The sequence below is a fragment of the Rathayibacter caricis DSM 15933 genome (genome assembly GCF_003044275.1).
GTDB classification, from domain to species: Bacteria; Actinomycetota; Actinomycetes; order Actinomycetales; family Microbacteriaceae; genus Rathayibacter; species Rathayibacter caricis.
In genome coordinates, this window is sequence record NZ_PZPL01000001.1 from 245,723 (window position 1) to 262,988 (window position 17,266).

Genomic DNA, 17,266 nt, shown 5'->3' on the forward strand with positions numbered 1-17,266 from the left:
GCCGGCGGACCGCGGGGTCTCCCGCGCGCGGCCGCCGCGAGTATGCGCCGTCAACCCGGGAATGAGCCGTGTCCGACGGCGCGGCGTGCAGGATGGAGCGCATGCCCTCCTCCGCCGCCCTCGTCGTGATCGCGGCCGTCGTCGCCTTCGCCGCGGGCGCCCTGATCGACGCGGCGCTCCACCGCCTCCCCCGCGTCGAGCGGGGGCTGCCGCCGGGACGCTCGTCGGCGGCCGTGGCGATCGCGACGGGAGTGGTGAGCGCCCTGGGCGCGGCGGCCCTCACCTCCGCGAGCGGGCCGAGCGCCGTGCTGGCCGTGCTCGTGCTGCTCACCGTCGTGGGCGTGCACCTCTCGGCGATCGACCTGCGGCACCATCTGCTGCCGAACGTGCTGGTCCTGCCCGCGATCGCTCTCGGAGGGCTGCTCGTCCTGGTCGCGAGCCTCGTCGACGGGCGGCCCGGGGACGGGCTCCGCGCGCTGCTGGGCGGGCTGGCGCTGTTCGCGGTCTACCTCGTGCTCGCCCTCGTCTCACCGGGCGGCCTCGGGATGGGCGACGTCAAGTTCGCGGCGGTCATCGGCACGATGCTCGCGTCGCGCGGCTGGACGGAGCTGCTCCTGGGCGCCGCCGCCGGATTCGTCCTCGCCGCGCTGGCCGCGGCGGTACTCCTGCTGACCGGCCGAGCACGGCGGGGGACGCCGCTGCCCTTCGGGCCGATGATACTCGCCGGGGCCGTGCTGGTGCTCGCTCTCCCGGTCTAACGCGGAGGGACGTATCGTCAGTCGCTTTGTCCCCCGGAAGGGTACGAGACGGACCGGGCGTTCTCTCTATCATCAGTGATGTCGCAGAAGTGAATGCAGCCGAATGAATATCGGCGGGCTCTCGATCACCCCCGTGATCCGACTGCTCCTCTTTCTCCGCGACAGCACCACCGGCTATCGCACGATCGGTCTCACACTGGGTCGTCGATTGCCTGCTCCCCTTGTAAACCGGTCTCGCTCACCCCATCTCGGAGGTTCACCATGCTCTCTCTCCTCATCACTCTCCAGACTCTCGTCACCACCGCGAAGGACCGCCTCCGCGAGGAGCAGAAGGGCGCGACCGCGGTCGAGTACGGCCTTCTGGTCGGACTCATCGCCGTCGTGATCATCGGCGTCGTCGTGCTCCTCGGCCCGCAGCTGGCGGGGATCTTCCAGACCATCAGCGACGACCTGCCCGCCGCGCCCGCCGCCGAGTAGTCGATCCCTCTCTGCCGGGACGGTGCAGCGGGTCCTCCGCCGCGCCGTCCCGGTCTCTCGTTCCTGAGGACTCTCATGAATAGAAGACTCGGAGAAGACAAGGGCGCCGTCGCCCTGGAGTTCGCCTTGGTCCTCCCCATCCTCATGGTCGTCCTCGTCGGGATTATCGAGTTCTCACTCCTTTTCACTGCGCAGACGACCATCACGAATGCGGCTCGAGAAGGCGCAAGAAGCATGGCGCTCTACAACAATCCCGCGACGGCGAGAAGTGCCGTGAAGAATTCGGCGTTCAACCTGTCCCCCGGGCTCACCGACGCTCAGATCACCGTCTCGCCGACCGCCTGCACTGCAGGCGCCCGGACCACGACCACCATCCGCTACCAGTACCACTTGATGACCGGCCTCTTCGGCGACGGCATCACCCTGACCGGGAAGGCGGCGATGCGATGCGGCGGCTGACAGCGCGCCTCTCGGACGAGCGCGGAGCCGTCTCGATCGTCGTGGCCGTCGCCATGGTCGTCGTGCTCGCCTGCGCCGCCCTCGCGATCGACCTCGCCCGGCTGAATCTCGAGCGCGCCGAGCTGCAGAACGGCGCCGACGCCGCCGCCCTCGCCGTGGCTCAGAGCTGCGCCGCGAGCCCCTGCACCACCACGGCCAGGAAGTCGGCCGCCGCGCTCTTGGCCGCGGCCTACGCCGATGCCAATGCCGGCGACGGAGCCTCCGGTGCCGTCACCACCTTCCCCACCGCGAACTCGGTGCGCGTCACCACCTCCGCCGAGGACGGCTCCACCGGCGCCGGTTCTCTGGCGACGGTGTTCGCTCCGGTCTTCGGGATCGACTCCCTCGAGGTCGGGCAGTCGGCCACCTCGTCCTGGGGCAGTCCCGGGGCGGGCGAAGCGGCACTCGCGCTCGCCTTCGCGCCGTGCGTGTTCCGCCTCGACGGAGCCGTGCAGGTCATCAGCATGCACGGCGACTCCGGCGGCACCGCCTGCCAGACGACGAGCCCGTCCGGGCAGCTCCTCCCCGGCGGATTCGGCTGGCTCCACGATCCCGTGGGAACGTGCCGCGCCAAGGTCGACACGAAGAAGCCCGCGCCCGTCTCCGGCAGCACCGGAGTCAGCCTGCCCCCCGGCTGCTCCGCCCAGCTGTCCAAGCTCGGCGGCACCACGGTGCTGCTCCCCGTGTACTCCGACAAGGGCGGGACCGGATCGGGCGGCTGGTACACGATCAGCGGATTCGCCGCTTTCCAGGTGCTCGGCTGGAACTTCCCCGGGATGAGCTGGAACAACCAGACCTATCCGGGGGCGGGATGCAAGGGGACGTGCAAGGGACTCATCGGGAAGTTCGTCACGTTCGTCTCGCTCGACGCCGCGTTCACCCGGGGTAGCCCGGATCTCGTGGATCTCGGCACCTCCATCATCACCCTGACGGACTAGGAACCCCCGCCCCGTGAAGCTCCGCATCCTCTTCGCGATCCTCGGATTCGTGCTCGCCGTCGTCGGCGTGATGGCCGTGACCCTCTACGCGCGCGGTGCGGACCAGCGTGCCGTGGCGGATCAGCGGCCGGTCGACGTCCTCGTGCTCTCCCGCGATGCCCCGGCGGGCACCCCGGCCGACCAGCTCTCGCCGTACCTCGAGGTGAAGGCCCTGCCCGAGGTCGCCGTCGCTCCCGGTGCGGCGACGACTCTCGACGGGCTGGGAGGCCTGGTCACGTCGATCGATCTGGTGACGGGCGAGCAGCTGCTGGTCTCGCGGATGGTCTCGCCGGACGCCCTCGAGGTCCCCGGTCGCGTCGACGTGCCGCCCGGACTGCAGGAGGTGACCGTCCTCCTGAGCCCCGAGCGCGTCGTCGGCGGCGGCCTCGCGGCAGGCGACACGGTGGGCGTGATCTTCTCCAGGATCGGGACCGGTCAGACGCACATGCGCCTCCAGAAGGTCCTCGTCACCACGATCCAGGGCCTCGATTCGCCGTCCGAGGAGGCGGACGCCAGCGGCGTCGCTCCGATCCCCGAGGGCTCGGTCTACGTGACCCTCGCGGTCACCGCGTCCGACGCGGAACTGGTCGTCAATGCCGCGGAGTTCAATCTGATCTGGCTGACCAAGGAGCCCCTCGACGCGGACCCGAACGGCACGCGCGTCGTGACCCCCGAGGACCTCTTCCGATGACCCGCTTCCTCGCGGTCACCGACTCCGCCTCCTTCGTCGACCGCGTCGCGGCGGCCCTCGTCGGCGACGACGGCTCCGGCGTGACCGCCGTGCCCGCCGAAGCGACGGGCCTGCGTCCCGAGGCGATCCTCCCTCCGCCCGGCGAGGAGCCGATCGACGTGGTCCTGATCGGCCCCGGGATCGAGCGCACCGCCGCGCTGCGCTTCGCCGCCGCGCTCGACACAGCCTTCCCGCGGATCACCCTCGTGCTCGTCGACGACCCCGATCCCGAGCTCGCTGTCGCCGCGATGCGCGCCGGCGTCCGCGACGTGATCGCCCCCGATGCGGACGCTGACGCCCTCGGCGAGGTGCTGCGCCGCTCGAGCCGCGCGGCCCAGGCCCGGATCGGCGATCGCCCGGCGGCCCGGAGCGGCCCGCAGCGCAAGGTCGTCGTCGTCCTGTCCCCCAAGGGCGGAGTGGGCAAGACCACGCTCTCGGTCAACCTCGCCGTCGCCCTCGGCCGCGTCGCTCCGCTCTCGACCGTCCTGGTCGACCTCGACGCGCAGTTCGGCGACGTCGCGAGCGCTCTGGGCCTGGATCCGGTGCACACGCTCCGCGACGCCGTCGGGGCGGCGGCCGCGTCCGATCTCCTCGTCCTCAAGGCCTACCTCGCCGTGCACGAGGCCGGCTTCTACTCCCTGAGCGCGCCCAAGGACCCCGCCGACGCCGACCGCATCTCCTCGGACGCCGTCTCGCACCTGCTCCGCCAGCTGTCCTCCGACTTCGCCTACGTCGTCGTCGACACGTCCGCCGGCCTCACCGACCACACCCTCGCCGCACTCGAGATCGCGACCGACGCCCTCTTCGTCACGGCGATGGACGTCCCCGGCGTCCGGGGGCTCCGCCGCGAGCTCACCGTGCTCGAGGAGCTGGGCCTCCTGCCCGAGAACCGCCACCTGGTGGTGAACCTCGCCGAGAAGAAGTCGGGCATCACGGTCAAGGACATCGAGGCCACCGTGCGGATGTCCGTCACTGCCGTCGTGCCGCGATCGGCCGACCTCGCGCTCTCGGTCAACATGGGGCAGCCGCTGCTGCTCTCGAAGCGCCGCTCCCGAGCCGCCGTGCTGCTCGGCAGGCTCGCGGGCTCGTTCACCGGCGCGGTCGGCACGGCCCCGCGCAGAAGGGTCAGGATCCAGTGAGCCTCGCCGAACGCCTCGCCTCCAAGCACGCCGAGCGCGACGCGCCCTACGTGCCGGTCGCCGCGCCGCTCCCCCCTGCCGCGCCCGAACCGGACCCCGAGCCGCAGGAGGACGAGCGCGCGCGGGAGGACGGACTGCTCGCCCTCAAGAGCCGGGTCGGCGACGAGCTCTTCCGCCGGATGGGGTCGAGGCTCAACGACCCCACGCTCGCCGAGGCCGACCTGCTCGGCCAGGCCCGCGAGATCCTCGGCGAGATCGTCGACGCCGAGTCCGCCCCGCTCACGCCCGAGGAACGGCAGCGGCTCGTCGCACAGATCGCCGACGACGTGCTCGGCTTCGGCCCCCTGCAGCCGCTGCTCGACGACCCGACCCTCACCGAGATCATGGTGAACGGGCACGAGCAGATCTTCGTCGAGCGCAGTGGCCGCCTGACGCTGAGCGGCACGCGGTTCCGCTCGGAGGCGCAGCTGCGCGCCGTGATCGAGAAGATCGTCACCCGCGTGGGGCGCCGCATCGACGAGTCGTCGCCGCTGGTCGACGCCCGGCTCGAGGACGGCTCGCGCGTGAACGCCGTCATCCCGCCGCTCGCGGTGAACGGCTCGTCCCTCACCATCCGCAAGTTCTCCCGTGATCCGCTCACCGTGTCCGACCTCGTCGGCTTCGGCTCCGTGACACCCGAGATGGCCGAGCTGCTCGACGCCTGCGTGCGCGCGCACCTCAACATCATCGTCTCGGGCGGCACCGGCACGGGCAAGACGACCCTGCTCAACGTGCTCTCCTCCTTCATCCCCCACGGCGAGCGCATCATCACCATCGAGGATGCGGTCGAGCTGCAGCTGCAGCAGTCGCACGTGGTGCGGCTCGAGAGCCGCCCGGCGAACATCGAGGGCCGCGGCGAGGTCTCGATCCGGGAGCTGCTGCGCAACTCCCTCCGGATGCGCCCCGATCGCATCGTGGTCGGCGAGTGCCGCGGCGGCGAGGCGCTCGACATGCTGCAGGCGATGAACACCGGGCACGACGGCTCGCTCTCGACCGTGCACTCCAACTCCCCGCGCGACGCGATCGCCCGTCTCGAGACGCTCGTGCTGATGGCGGGGATGGATCTGCCGCTGCGGGCGATCCGCGAGCAGATCGCGTCGGCCGTCGACGTGATCGTGCAGCTCACCCGCATGCGCGACGGCAGCCGCCGGGTCACGCACGTCACCGAGGTGCAGGGCATGGAGGGGGACGTGGTCGTGCTACAGGACGCCTTCGTCTTCGACTACGCGGGAGTCGACGCCTCGGGTCGGATCCAGGGCGGCCCGGTCGCGACCGGCGTCCGGCCCCGGTTCCTCGACCGCTTCGCCGAGCTGGGCATCACGGTCTCGCCGCGGGTGTTCGCCCAGCCCGTGCCGGGTGAGCGCCGATGATGGCGGTCCTGGGCGCCGTGCTCTGCTACGCCGCGGTGCTCGTCGTGGTCTTCGGAGTGCTCGCCTCCTCCCGCCCCCGGCTGCCGATCGAGCGTCGGCGCCCGGATGCGGGAGCAGAGGACTCCGGTCTGACCCAGCTCACCCGCTCGACGAGCGAGGTGATCTCGGCGGCGCTGCTGAAGCAGGGCTGGACGGAGCGGCTGACGGGAGCCCTGCGCGACGCGGGCCTGAAGAAGTCCCCCTCCGAGCTGCTGATCCTCGTGTCGGCCGCCGTCGTCGTGGCGTTCCTGCTCGGTCTGCTCGCGGGATCCGCGATCCTGGGCGTCCTGCTCGTCGTCGTCGTCCTCGGCGGTGCGGTCGTGCTCCTCCGCACGCTCGCGGATCGACGGCGGCGCCGCTTCGCCGATCAGCTCGACGGCACGCTCCAGCTGCTCGCGAGCGGCCTGCGCGCGGGTCACTCGCTGCTCCGCGCGATCGACGCGGCCTCGCGGGAGTCGGAGTCGCCGACCGCCGAGGAGTTCGCGCGCGTCGTCAACGAGACGCGCCTCGGCCGCGACCTGAACGTGTCGCTCGCCCAGATGGCCGAGCGCATGCGGAGCGAGGACCTGAGCTGGGTCGGGCAGGCGATCGGCATCCACCGCGAGGTCGGCGGCGACCTGGCCGAGGTGCTCGACCAGGTCGGCCACACGATCCGCGAGCGCAACCAGATCCGCCGCCAGATCTCGGCGCTGGCCGCCGAGGGCAAGATGTCGGTCTACATCCTGATGGCGATGCCGTTCGCGGTGATCGGCATCCTCTCCCTCACCAGTCCCTCCTATGTGGCGAAGTTCACCGAGCACTGGCTGGGCTTCGTCCTGATGGTGGTCGCCGCGATCATGTTCGTGATCGGCGGTCTCTGGATGCGCCGCGTCATCAGCTTCAAGTTCTGAGGAGCTGTCCCGTGCTGATCGCGTCCCTCTGCCTGCTGGCGGCGCTCCCCCTGCTGTTCGCCGCTCTCGCGCCGGCCGGTGACGAGCGCACCGCGGCCCGGCGCAACCTGACCCAGGGCCTCGTCGAGGAGACGGTCGACGCCCGCTCGACGGCCGAGCGGCTCGAGCGGATCGCCCAGCGGCTCCTGCCGCCCGGGGCCCTCGCACGGCTCGACCGCCTGCATGCGCACGCCGGGCGCCCCGCCGGGTGGCCGCTGGGCCGGGTCGTCCTGGCCAAGCCGCTCCTGCTGCTCGTCGCGGCGGCAGCCGGATTCCTCGTCCTCGTCCGGCAGCCGCCGCCGATCCTCGTCCTGCTGATCCTCGTGGTTGTGATCGTCGCCTACTTCGTGCCCGACCTCCTCCTGCACAGCCGCGGTCTCGAGCGGCAGGCGGCGATCGGCCTCGAGCTGCCCGACACCCTCGACCAGATGCTGATCGCCGTCGAGGCCGGGCTCGGCTTCGAGGCCGCCATGGCCCGCGCGGGCGACAACGGCAAGGGGCCGCTCGCCGAGGAGCTGGTGCGCACCCTGCAGGACATGCGCGTGGGCATGACCCGCCGCGACGCGTACCGCGCACTGGAGCTGCGGACGTCGGTCCCGGATCTGCGCACCTTCGTCCGCGCGATCGTGCAGGCCGACGCGTACGGCGTCTCGGTCAGCGCGGTGCTGCGCACGCAGGCGCAGGAGATGCGCCTGAAGCGGCGGATGCGCGCCGAGGAGAAGGCGATGAAGATCCCGGTCAACATCCTCTTCCCGCTCATGCTCTTCATCCTCCCGGTCCTCTTCATCGCGGTGCTGGGGCCGACCATCATCTCGTTCGTGACGATGTGACCCCCTCCCCTCCAATTTCGAGTGGCTACTCGACATTGTGGTAGCGTCCAGAACGGCGCAGCCGCCCGCGGCGGCGCCCCACACGACGACGTGACGACTCGACTCCGATCGGATGCTCCGAGGCGCGCGATGCCGCGGCGTCCCGGCGCGGCGGCCTGACGGAAGGCTCCGCGCAGTGACCCCCACCTCCGAGCACTACCTCACCGACACGGGTCCCGGACGGGGACTGCGCCGCCGCGCCCGATCGTGGCTGCACACCGACGCCCCGACGATCCCGCTCGACGGGCAGTGGCGGTTCCGCCTGCTGCCGGCCGCTCCGGGCACCCTCGGCGGGATCGACGCGCTGCCCGAGGGAGAGGGCGTCGACGACGTCGCCGCCGAGTCCTTCGACGACTCCGCCTGGGACTCGATCCCCGTGCCCGCGCACTGGGTGCTGCAGGGCGACGGCCGCTACGGCCTCCCCGCCTACACGAACGTCCAGTTCCCGTTCGCCACGGAGCCGCCGTTCGTACCGGATGAGAACCCCACCGGCGACTACCGCCGCACGATCGAGGTCCCGGAGTCGTGGACCGGCGCCGAGGCGGTCGTCCTGCGGTTCGACGGGGTCGAGTCCCGGTACCGCGTCTGGGTCAACGGCGTCGAGATCGGCATCGGATCCGGCAGCCGCCTCGCGCAGGAGTTCGACGTGACCGAGGCGGTGCGCCCGGGCGAGAACCTCGTCGTGGTGCGCGTGCACCAGTGGTCGGCGTCGAGCTACGTCGAGGACCAGGACCAGTGGTGGCTGCCGGGGATCTTCCGCTCCGTGCACCTGATCGCCCGTCCGGTCGGCGGCATCGAGGACGTCTGGGTGCGGACGGCGTTCGCCGACGGCGCCGGCCGGCTCGAGACCGAGCTCGTCGCGTCCCCCGAGGCCTACCCCGTGGTGCTCCGGGTGCCCGCGCTCGACCTCGAGGTCGAGTGGGCGAGCGCCGAGGACGTCGCTCCGATCGCGATCGACGCCGTCGAGCCGTGGTCGGCGGAGTCGCCGCGCCTGTACGACGCCGAGATCGCGTCCACCGGCGAGACCGTGTCGCTCCGACTGGGCTTCCGCACCGTCGAGATCCGCGGCGACCGCTTCCTGGTGAACGGCGAGCGCGTCGTGTTCCACGGCGTGAACCGCCACGAGACCCACCCGGACCGCGGACGCGCCTTCGACGAGGACGCCGCCCGCGAGGACCTCGCCCTGATGAAGCGGTTCAACGTCAACGCGATCCGCACCAGCCACTACCCGCCGCACCCGCGCCTGCTCGACCTCGCCGACGAGCTCGGCTTCTGGGTGATCCTCGAGTGCGACCTCGAGACGCACGGCTTCGAGCGCTGGGGCTGGGCCGGCAACCCCAGCGACGACCCCGCCTGGCGCGAGGCGTACCTCGACCGCATCGAGCGCACCGTCGAGCGCGACAAGAACCACCCGAGCATCGTGATCTGGTCGCTCGGCAACGAGGCGGGCACCGGAGCGAACCTCGCCGCGATGTCGGCCTGGGTGCACGGGCGCGACCCCGAGCGCCCGGTGCACTACGAGGGCGACTACACCGGCGCGTACACCGACGTGTACTCGCGGATGTACTCCTCGGTGCCCGAGACGCGGCAGATCGGCGACGACGACTCGCGCACGACGCTCCTGGGCTGCTCCCCCGGCGAGTCCGCGCGCCAGCGCTCCAAGCCGTTCCTGCTCTGCGAGTACGTGCACGCGATGGGCAACGGACCGGGCGCCATCGACCAGTACGAGGACCTCGTCGAGCGCTACCCGCGGCTGCACGGCGGCTTCGTCTGGGAGTGGCGCGATCACGGGCTCCGCGCCCGGACGCCCGACGGCGTCGAGTACTACGCCTACGGCGGCGACTTCGGCGAGGTCGTCCACGACGGCAACTTCGTGATGGACGGCATGGTCCTCTCGGACAGCACGCCGAGCCCGGGCCTGTTCGAGTGGAAGCAGATCGTCGCTCCCGTCCGCGCCCGGATCGGCGGGGACTCCGTGCTGGTCGAGAACCGGCGGCACGACGCCTCGACCGCCGATCTCCGCGTTCTCTGGCGCGCCGAGGTCGACGGGCGGAGGATCGCCGACGGCGTCCTCGAGACCGGAGCGATCGCCGCCGGCGACTCCGCGACCGTCGCGCTCCCCGAGGTCGACGTCGCCGCGGAAGGGGAGACCTGGCTGACCGTCGACGTCGTGCTCGCCGCGGCGACCGCCTGGGCCCCGGAGGGTCACGTCGTCTCCACGGCGCAGCGCCGCCTCTCCGCCCCCGCGCCGCAGCCCGCGTGGGCCCGGGCCCGACGCGGCACGCAGGGCGGCGACGAGGTCGGAGCGGCGCGCTTCGCCGGCGGACGGCTCCGGTCGCTCGCGGGGCTGGCGGTCGACGGCCCGCGCGCCGAGCTCTGGCGCGCCCCGACCGACAACGACGAGGGCGCCGGGTTCCCCGCCTACCTCAGCGGCGACCCCAACGCCGGCGACGGACGCGGAGTGCCCGCCCCGTCCTCGGCCGCCCGCTGGCGCGAGGTCGGCCTGGACCGGCTGACGTCCCGACTCGAGAGCCTCGACACCTCGGACGGCCTCCGCCGCCGCACCCGCTGGTCCGCCGCCGACCTCGACGCGGCGCTCCTGGTCGACGAGCACTGGACGGCCGACGGCGACGCGGTCGTCCTCCGCGCCGACCTCGCGCCGACCGGCCGCTGGGATCTCGTCTGGCCCCGCCTCGGGCTCACGTTCGAGCTCCCCGGGTCGATCGACGGAGCCGCGTGGTTCGGCACAGGACCGCTCGAGTCCTACCCCGACAGCCTCCGCGCGGCCCGCGTCGGACGCTTCTCGGCGGGGATCGACGCCCTGACGACGCCGTACGCGCGCCCGCAGGAGAGCGGGCACCGCTCCTCGCTGCGCGAGCTCGTACTGCATGAGAACGGCGCGGCGAGCCTGCGGATCGAGGCCGCCCCCGATCTGCACGGCCGCCTGCCCGGCTTCACCCTCGCCCGGCACACCCCGCAGGAGATCGGGGTCGCGCAGCACCCGCACGAGCTCCCGGAGTCGACGCGCTCGGTGCTGACGATCGACGCGGCCCAGCACGGCCTGGGCTCCCGCGCGTGCGGCCCCGACGTCTGGCCCGACTTCCAGCTGCGACCCGAGGCGCGCACGATCCTCCTGCGGTTCAGCCCGATCGACTGAGCACGCAGTCGTCCCTGAACCACGGAACGCCCGCGGGACCTCGTCGTCCCGCGGGCGTTCCGCGTCCTGACCGGCGTTCCCGCCGGCGTCGGGTCACTCCTGCGTCTGGTGAGGGAGCGGTCCGCCGATGAAGAGGTCGTCGTACTCGCGGCGGCGGCGGATCACGATGTTCGCGATGACGATCGCCAGGATCACGGCCACCAGCGCGCCCGCGCCGATCGTCAGAGCCACTCCGGCCGTCTGCCCGGAGGCCTCGGTGGAGGGGAGCACCGGCTCGGCGCCGGCGGTCGCGATCGCGATGCCGCAGACCTGCGCCGCGTCGGGCAGATCGGCCGAGACGCCGTCCACGGGGTAGCCGACCGTCACGGCGGCGGTGCGCCCGGAGGCGGTCCCCGTCGCGACGAGGCAGTAGACCGGAGCGGTGGGCGTCGCCACGATCGCGTCGCCCAGCACGAGGTCCGACCAGCCGAGGTCGTCGACCCGGACCGACAGCGCGCCGACCGCGAGGTCCGCCTTCACACCGGTGGGCGTGACCGCGGCGATCGTCACGGCCTCGCCGGAGTCGAAGCCCCAGACCGCGCCGCGGGGAGCGCCGGTCTCGGTGCCGGAGCCGTCGCGAGGCTCGACGAGGACCCCCGGCCCGGTGGAGGCCACGAGCGAGAAGGTGGTCGAGGCGGTGGAGCCGCGGTCGCCGGTCACGGTGATCGAGTACTCGCCCGTCGCCGACAGCGCTGAGGCCGGCACGGTGGCCGAGCCGGTGCTGGTCGTCGCGCCGTCCTGGCGGTCGTCGCCGGTCAGCGGAGTCTCGGTGCCGTCGGGCGCGCGCAGCACGCCCGTCGCGCTCTCGCCGCGCTGGAATCCGGCGTAGGCGGCACCCACACCGTAGAAGCGGGCGAGGTCGACCGTCAGCGCGCCCGGGTCCACTCCCGCGTCGCGGGTGAGGTAGACCGAGACGGCGGGAGCCGCGGACTCGGCGACCGGCTGGCCCTCGGCGACCGGAGCAGGCGCCGCGGCCGGGTCGGCGGCGGAGGTCGAGAGCAGGGTGCGTCCGGGAGCGGACGGCCGCGGAGCCGTCGTGCCGGCCTCGGTGGTGGCGGTGCCGCCGGTGGTCCCCCCGGCCGGGGCCTGCGGCTGCGCGGGCTGATTCGGCTGGGCGGGCTGGTTCGGCTGCGCGGGCTGGGCCGGCTGCGTCGGCTGCGAGGGCTGCTCCGGCGCCGGCTGCTCCGGCTGGGTCGGCGTGCTCGGCTGCGGCTGGGGCTGCGTCGGCGTGGTCGGCTCCGGCTCGGACGGAACGCCCGGCACCTCGGGCGCCGGCTCCTCGGAGGGCACGCTCGGCACGGTCGGCTGCTCCGGCTCGGGCTCCGGCTCGACGACCGGCGGCACCTCCTCGACGGGCGGGACGACCGGCGCGACCACCGGAGCGAGGACCGGCTCCGTGACCGCGGGCGCCGAGACTCCGGGCACCAGCTCGGTCGCCTGGGCGGCGGCGGGCAGCGCGAGGCCGGCGACGAGCGCGGCCAGGACGAGCGCGGAGGCCGCGGTGCGGCGTCGCTGACGTGACATGGATGTTCCTCCCCGTCGGAGTGCTGAGTGCACCCCGGATGCGGGGAGCGGCGGTCCCCGCAAAGAGACTATGCGGATCCATGCCCCACTCGTCGGCCAGTCCGTCCCCCGTGTGTGGGGTTCACCGCAACGATCCGGTCACGGACGCGTGTCGGTTCGGGACGGGTCGCCGTCAGACCCCGCCGCTCAGACCTCGAAGTCGACGCAGGCCCGCTCGCGCACGAGCGGCCGGATGAAGCCCGCGACGCGGCGGTGCTCCGGGTGCTCGACGTAGATGTTGAGCGCGTCGGCGTCGGCGTAGTCCGCGATCAGCACCATGTCGAAGTTGTCCTTCGGGAACAGGGTGTTCTTCCCGATCGTCATCGACTCGATCTCGGGGATGATCGGCAGCAGCCCGCGCAGCGCCTCCGAGATCTGCTCGGTGTGCTCGGCCCGTTGCGCGGGGTCGACGGCGTTCAGCTTCCAGGCGACGACGTGGCGGACGGTCATGGGTGCTCCAGGAGGGCTCGGCGGAGGCGGACGGGGTCGATGCGCCAGTAGTTGTGGACTCGACCGTCGATCAGGAGGACGGGGATCTCCTCGACGAAGCGCTCGTGCAGCTCGGCGTCGTCCAGGATCGAGACCTCCGACAGCGAGACGGCCGGAGCGGCGGGCCCGAGGTCGGCGAGGACTCCCTGCACCACCGCGCGGGCGTCGTCGCAGAGATGGCAGCCGGGCTTCCCCACGAGAGTCAGCGCGATGTCCACCATGCTCCCAGTTTAGACGGGAGGCTCGGGCGGCCCGACCCCGCTGGCGCAGGCCGAACCGCGACAGGACCGCATCGCGCCCGAACGCAGACGAGCGCCCGATCCCGGTGGGGAGCGGACGCTCGAAGGGGAAGAGGCCGGGGCCTACTTCTTGTTGCGACGCTGGTGGCGAGTCTTGCGAAGCAGCTTGCGGTGCTTCTTCTTCGCCATACGCTTGCGACGCTTCTTGATAACAGAACCCACGAAGACCTCACAACGTTCAGGGGGGTCGACCGCCCGACGGACGGCCGCTTACGAGAAAATGCCTCACGCGAGCTTACACGACCGAGCGGGCGCCCGGGTCACGGCTTAGCAGACCCCCGACGCGGCGAGCGCCCCGACACGCGTCACTTCCGGATGCGCAGCGCCTCGGCGACCTTCGTCGCCCCCTCGCTCACCCCGCGCTGGATGTCCTGCACGACCGTGCTGACCTGGTGGGTCCGCTCCGCGATCGCCCGGCCCAGCGACTCCGCCCGGGCCGCGGCCGCCGCGTCGAGCAGCGCGGGCTCGTCCTCGGTCTCGAGGAACGGCATCAGCCAGTCCTCGACCTCCTCCAGGGGCGAGTACTGCAGCGCGTAGAACCGGTGCTGCCCGCTCTCGCGCACGGTGACGAGTCCCGCGTCGCGCAGCACCTTGAGGTGCTTCGACACGGTGGGCTGGCTGAGCTCGAGGAGGGCGACGAGCTGCGAGACGCTGATGCCCCCGGCGCCCGACGGTCCCGCCTCCCTCTGCGCGCGCAGGAGGGAGAGGATGTCGCGGCGGGTGCCGTCGGCGATCACCGCGAAGATGTCCGGCATGCGCCCAGAGTAGCCAGGCCGCCCTCTGCGGCGCCCGGGAGAGCGGCCGGCCGGCGGGCCCGGGAGCCGCACGGCGACCGGGTAGCATGGCCGCGATCGAGTGGAGGATCCGCCGTGGTGGTTCGCCAGCAGTTCCGCAGCCCCGTCGGGGTCTCGCCCGTCTCCCCGTGGTCGGGCTTCGAGCGGGCCCGCGACCTCATCGACGACTTCGCCGGCCGCTCCCCCTCGCGCTTCGCGATCCTGATCTTCTCGGCCCTGATCCTGGTCTTCACGCTCCTCTTCTCCCTGCCGGTCTCGACGACCGCCGGCGAGGTCACTCCGCTGCACGACGCGTTCTTCACCGCCATGTCCGTCATCTGCGTCACGGGCCTGGCCACGGTCGACATGGCGACGCACTGGTCGGCGTTCGGCCACTCCGTCATCTTCATCGGCGTCAACATCGGCGCCCTGGGCGTGCTGACCCTCGCCTCGATCATGGGCATGGCCGTCTCGCGCCGCCTCGGCCTCCGCGCCAAGCTCATGGTGGCGAGCGACTCGAACCCGCTCCGGATCCACTCCGGCCCCGTCGCCGAGGGCCAGGCGGTGCGGCTCGGCGAGATCGGCGGACTGCTCACCACCGTCGCCGTGAGCGCGGCCGTCATCGAGATCGTCGTCGCCCTCCTGCTCTTCCCGCGGATGCTGATCGACGGCATCCCGATCGGCGAGGCGGTGTGGCACTCCTTCTACTACTCGGCGATGGCGTTCACCAACACCGGGTTCTCGCCGAACGCCGCCGGGCTCACCCCGTTCCAGGACGACTACTGGTTCCTCGGGATCCTGATGATCGGCGTCTTCCTCGGCTCGATCGGCTTCCCCGTCATCTACGCCTTCTCGCGCGGCTGGCGCCGCCCGCGCAAGTGGTCGGTGCACGTCAAGCTCACGCTCGTCACGTCGCTGATCCTGCTGGTCGCCGGGGCGGCGCTCTACATCGTGCTCGAGTTCGACAATCCGAAGACGTTCGGCGTGCTCGACGCGGGAGACACCGTCTTCCAGTCGTTCTTCCTCTCCACGATGACCCGGTCGGGCGGCTTCTCGACGATCTCCGTCCCCGACCTGAACGGCTCCAGCCTGCTCGTCACCGACATGCTGATGTTCATCGGCGGAGGCTCGGCCTCGACCGCGGGCGGGATCAAGGTCACGACGCTGGCGATCCTGTTCCTCGCCGCGTTCGCGGAGGCCCGCGGCACCAACGACATGGAGGCGTTCGGCCGCCGGATCCCCAACGACGTGCTGCGCCTGGGGGTCTCGGTCGTGCTGTGGGGAGCGACGACCGTCGCCGTCTCGTCGGTGATCATCCTGCACATCACCAAGGCCTCCCTCGACTACGTGCTGTTCGACGTGATCTCGGCCTTCGCGACGTCGGGGCTGTCGACGGGGCTCACGGCCGAGCTCCCGCCGTCCGGCGTCTACGTTCTGGCGCTGACGATGTTCATGGGCCGCGTTGGTACCGTGACTCTCGCCGCCGCGCTCGCCGCGAGTCAGCGGAGGCAGTTGTTCAGACGACCGGAAGAGAGGCCCATCGTTGGTTGACCGCATCAGGTACGACGCCCCGGTGCTGGTGATCGGCCTCGGGCGCTTCGGTGCCGCCACGGCCGGCCAGCTCGACCGACTCGACCGCGAGGTGCTCGCCGTCGACGCCGACGCCGGGCTCGTGCAGAAGTGGTCCGAGCGGGTCACCCACGCGGTCCAGGCGGATGCGCGCTCGCTCGACGCCCTCGCGCAGATCGGCGCGCAGGACTTCCAGGTGGCCGTCGTCGCCGTCGGCTCCTCGATCGAGGCGTCCGTGCTCATCACCGCGAACCTCGTCGACCTCAAGATCCCGCAGATCTGGGCGAAGGCCATCTCGCGCTCGCACGGCAAGATCCTCGAGCGCATCGGTGCGAACCACGTCATCTACCCCGAGGCCGAGGCCGGCGAGCGCGTCGCGCACCTGGTCTCGGGCCGCATGCTCGACTTCATCGAGTTCGACGACGACTTCGTGCTCGCCAAGATGTACCCGCCCAAGCCCATCCGCGGGCTCACGCTCACGGAGTCGGGGGTCCGGCGCAAGCACCGGGTCACTGTGGTGGGCGTCAAGAGCCCCGGCAAGCCGTTCACCTACGCGACCGAGCAGACCGTGGTCTCGAACCACGACCTCATCGTCGTCAGCGGAACACCCAGCGACATCGAGCGCTTCGCGGCCCTGGGCTCCTAGGCCCGGGCGTTCAGGACGCGGCGAGCTCCCGTGCGCGGGCGAGCGCCGCGTCCGTCGCCCGGGTGAAGAGCGACGCCAGGTCCGCCTCCTGCAGCACGGCGATCGCCCGCTCGGTCGTGCCGTTCGGGCTCGTGACCCGGCGGCGCAGCTCGGCGGGCTCCTCGCCCGAGTGCACGAGCAGCTCGGCGGCGCCGAGGAACGTGCCGGTCACCATCGTCGACGCCTGCTCGCGCGTGAAGCCCTTGGCGATCGCCGCCGTGATCAGCTCCTCGATCAGGAGGAACACGTAGGCGGGTCCCGAGCCCGAGATCGTCGAGAGCGCGTCCAGCTGCGACTCCGGGACCTCGATGACTTCGCCGACGGTCTCGAACAGGCGGCGGACGAGCGCGAGGTCCTCGTCGCTCGAGCGCGTCCCCGCGCTCAGCCCTGTGACCGCGCGTCCGACGACGGCGGGCGTGTTCGGCATCGAGCGCAGCACCGGCACCGTGTCGGGCAGTCGGCTCTCGAACGCGGCGACGGTGACTCCGGCCGCGACGCTCACGACGACGGTCCCCGGAGCGAGCGCGTCGGCGATCTCCTCCAGCAGCGCGGGCACCATGTGCGGCTTCACCGCCACCAGCACGACGGAGGCGCCCGCGACGGCCCGGCGGTTCGCCTCGGCGTCCTCCTCGGTCGCGAACGCGGTGACGACCGGGTGGTCCTTCCACGCGGCGGCCTTGGCGGCGTCGCGGTTCGTCACCCGGACACCGCCGTCGATGCGGACGCCGGGGGCGAGCAGTCCGCTGAGGATCGCACCGCCCATCGAGCCCAGGCCGAGTACGGCGATGGAGGGGAGCAGCACGGTGTCGTCGGTCACCCGCTCATCCTACGAACCGCGAGCGACCGCGGCCCGGACGGGGGTCCTCC

General features: G+C 72.1%; 18 protein-coding genes. 12 read left to right on the forward strand and 6 right to left on the reverse strand.

All coding sequences use genetic code 11. The features are described 5' to 3' along the window. Positions 1–101: 101 nt before the first annotated feature. The 10 genes from C1I63_RS01165 to C1I63_RS01210 all read left to right on the forward strand — a co-directional run bounded on the left by C1I63_RS01165 (position 102) and on the right by C1I63_RS01210 (position 10,982). A complete protein-coding gene (locus C1I63_RS01165) occupies positions 102–758 on the forward strand; it encodes a prepilin peptidase (RefSeq protein ID WP_107573449.1) in 657 nt (218 codons plus the stop codon). A gap of 261 nt (positions 759–1,019) precedes the next feature. Continuing rightward, positions 1,020–1,235, forward strand: coding sequence for a Flp family type IVb pilin (locus C1I63_RS01170; RefSeq protein WP_107573450.1), 216 nt, complete (start codon positions 1,020–1,022; stop codon positions 1,233–1,235). A gap of 75 nt (positions 1,236–1,310) precedes the next feature. After that, a complete protein-coding gene (locus C1I63_RS01175; RefSeq protein ID WP_107573451.1) occupies positions 1,311–1,694 on the forward strand; it encodes a TadE/TadG family type IV pilus assembly protein in 384 nt (127 codons plus the stop codon). Beyond that, a complete protein-coding gene (locus tag C1I63_RS01180; RefSeq protein WP_107573452.1) occupies positions 1,682–2,671 on the forward strand; it encodes a pilus assembly protein TadG-related protein in 990 nt (329 codons plus the stop codon). Before C1I63_RS01175 ends, C1I63_RS01180 begins: the two co-directional genes overlap by 13 nt. A gap of 13 nt (positions 2,672–2,684) precedes the next feature. Beyond that, complete coding sequence (gene cpaB, locus C1I63_RS01185) at positions 2,685–3,401, forward strand: Flp pilus assembly protein CpaB (protein ID WP_107573453.1); 717 nt, start codon at positions 2,685–2,687, stop codon at positions 3,399–3,401. Then, positions 3,398–4,579 (forward strand): CpaE/TadZ family protein, encoded by a 1,182-nt coding sequence (locus C1I63_RS01190; protein ID WP_107573454.1) that lies wholly within the window; start codon positions 3,398–3,400, stop codon positions 4,577–4,579. The genes cpaB and C1I63_RS01190 overlap by 4 nt, the downstream gene beginning before the upstream one ends. Next, a complete protein-coding gene (locus C1I63_RS01195; RefSeq protein ID WP_425326969.1) occupies positions 4,576–5,988 on the forward strand; it encodes a TadA family conjugal transfer-associated ATPase in 1,413 nt (470 codons plus the stop codon). Before C1I63_RS01190 ends, C1I63_RS01195 begins: the two co-directional genes overlap by 4 nt. Continuing rightward, positions 5,985–6,917, forward strand: a complete 933-nt coding sequence (locus tag C1I63_RS01200; RefSeq protein ID WP_107573455.1) for a type II secretion system F family protein — start codon at positions 5,985–5,987, stop codon at positions 6,915–6,917. Before C1I63_RS01195 ends, C1I63_RS01200 begins: the two co-directional genes overlap by 4 nt. Positions 6,918–6,928: 11 nt before the next feature. Continuing rightward, positions 6,929–7,786, forward strand: coding sequence for a type II secretion system F family protein (locus C1I63_RS01205; RefSeq protein ID WP_211315541.1), 858 nt, complete (start codon positions 6,929–6,931; stop codon positions 7,784–7,786). A gap of 112 nt (positions 7,787–7,898) precedes the next feature. Continuing rightward, positions 7,899–10,982: a glycoside hydrolase family 2 TIM barrel-domain containing protein gene (locus tag C1I63_RS01210; protein WP_107573456.1), complete on the forward strand. Its 3,084-nt coding sequence runs from the start codon at positions 7,899–7,901 to the stop codon at positions 10,980–10,982. Positions 10,983–11,075: 93 nt separating this feature from the next. Here C1I63_RS01210 and C1I63_RS01215 read toward each other — a convergent pair whose 3' ends face one another. The 5 genes from C1I63_RS01215 to C1I63_RS01235 form a co-directional block, all read right to left on the reverse strand. Then, complete coding sequence (locus C1I63_RS01215; RefSeq protein WP_107573457.1) at positions 11,076–12,545, reverse strand: hypothetical protein; 1,470 nt, start codon at positions 12,543–12,545, stop codon at positions 11,076–11,078. Between the two features lie 186 nt (positions 12,546–12,731). Next, positions 12,732–13,034, reverse strand: a complete 303-nt coding sequence (locus C1I63_RS01220) for a Dabb family protein (RefSeq protein WP_055790406.1) — start codon at positions 13,032–13,034, stop codon at positions 12,732–12,734. Continuing rightward, positions 13,031–13,294: a glutaredoxin family protein gene (locus C1I63_RS01225; RefSeq protein WP_055790402.1), complete on the reverse strand. Its 264-nt coding sequence runs from the start codon at positions 13,292–13,294 to the stop codon at positions 13,031–13,033. The genes C1I63_RS01220 and C1I63_RS01225 overlap by 4 nt, the downstream gene beginning before the upstream one ends. A gap of 141 nt (positions 13,295–13,435) precedes the next feature. Then, positions 13,436–13,534, reverse strand: coding sequence for a 30S ribosomal protein bS22 (locus C1I63_RS01230; protein ID WP_003792170.1), 99 nt, complete (start codon positions 13,532–13,534; stop codon positions 13,436–13,438). Between the two features lie 143 nt (positions 13,535–13,677). Beyond that, positions 13,678–14,127 (reverse strand): ArsR/SmtB family transcription factor, encoded by a 450-nt coding sequence (locus tag C1I63_RS01235; protein ID WP_107573458.1) that lies wholly within the window; start codon positions 14,125–14,127, stop codon positions 13,678–13,680. 198 nt (positions 14,128–14,325) lie between these two features. Here C1I63_RS01235 and C1I63_RS01240 point away from each other — a divergent pair, with 198 nt between their 5' ends. Next, positions 14,326–15,696, forward strand: coding sequence for a TrkH family potassium uptake protein (locus C1I63_RS01240; protein ID WP_056868600.1), 1,371 nt, complete (start codon positions 14,326–14,328; stop codon positions 15,694–15,696). Beyond that, positions 15,689–16,360 carry a potassium channel family protein gene (locus C1I63_RS01245; RefSeq protein ID WP_055790397.1) on the forward strand — a complete coding sequence of 224 codons (672 nt, stop codon included), beginning with the start codon at positions 15,689–15,691 and terminating at the stop codon, positions 16,358–16,360. Before C1I63_RS01240 ends, C1I63_RS01245 begins: the two co-directional genes overlap by 8 nt. 10 nt (positions 16,361–16,370) lie before the next feature. Here the strand turns inward: C1I63_RS01245 and proC are convergent, their stop codons facing one another. Next, positions 16,371–17,216: a pyrroline-5-carboxylate reductase gene (proC, locus tag C1I63_RS01250; RefSeq protein ID WP_107573459.1), complete on the reverse strand. Its 846-nt coding sequence runs from the start codon at positions 17,214–17,216 to the stop codon at positions 16,371–16,373. Positions 17,217–17,266: the final 50 nt, after the last annotated feature.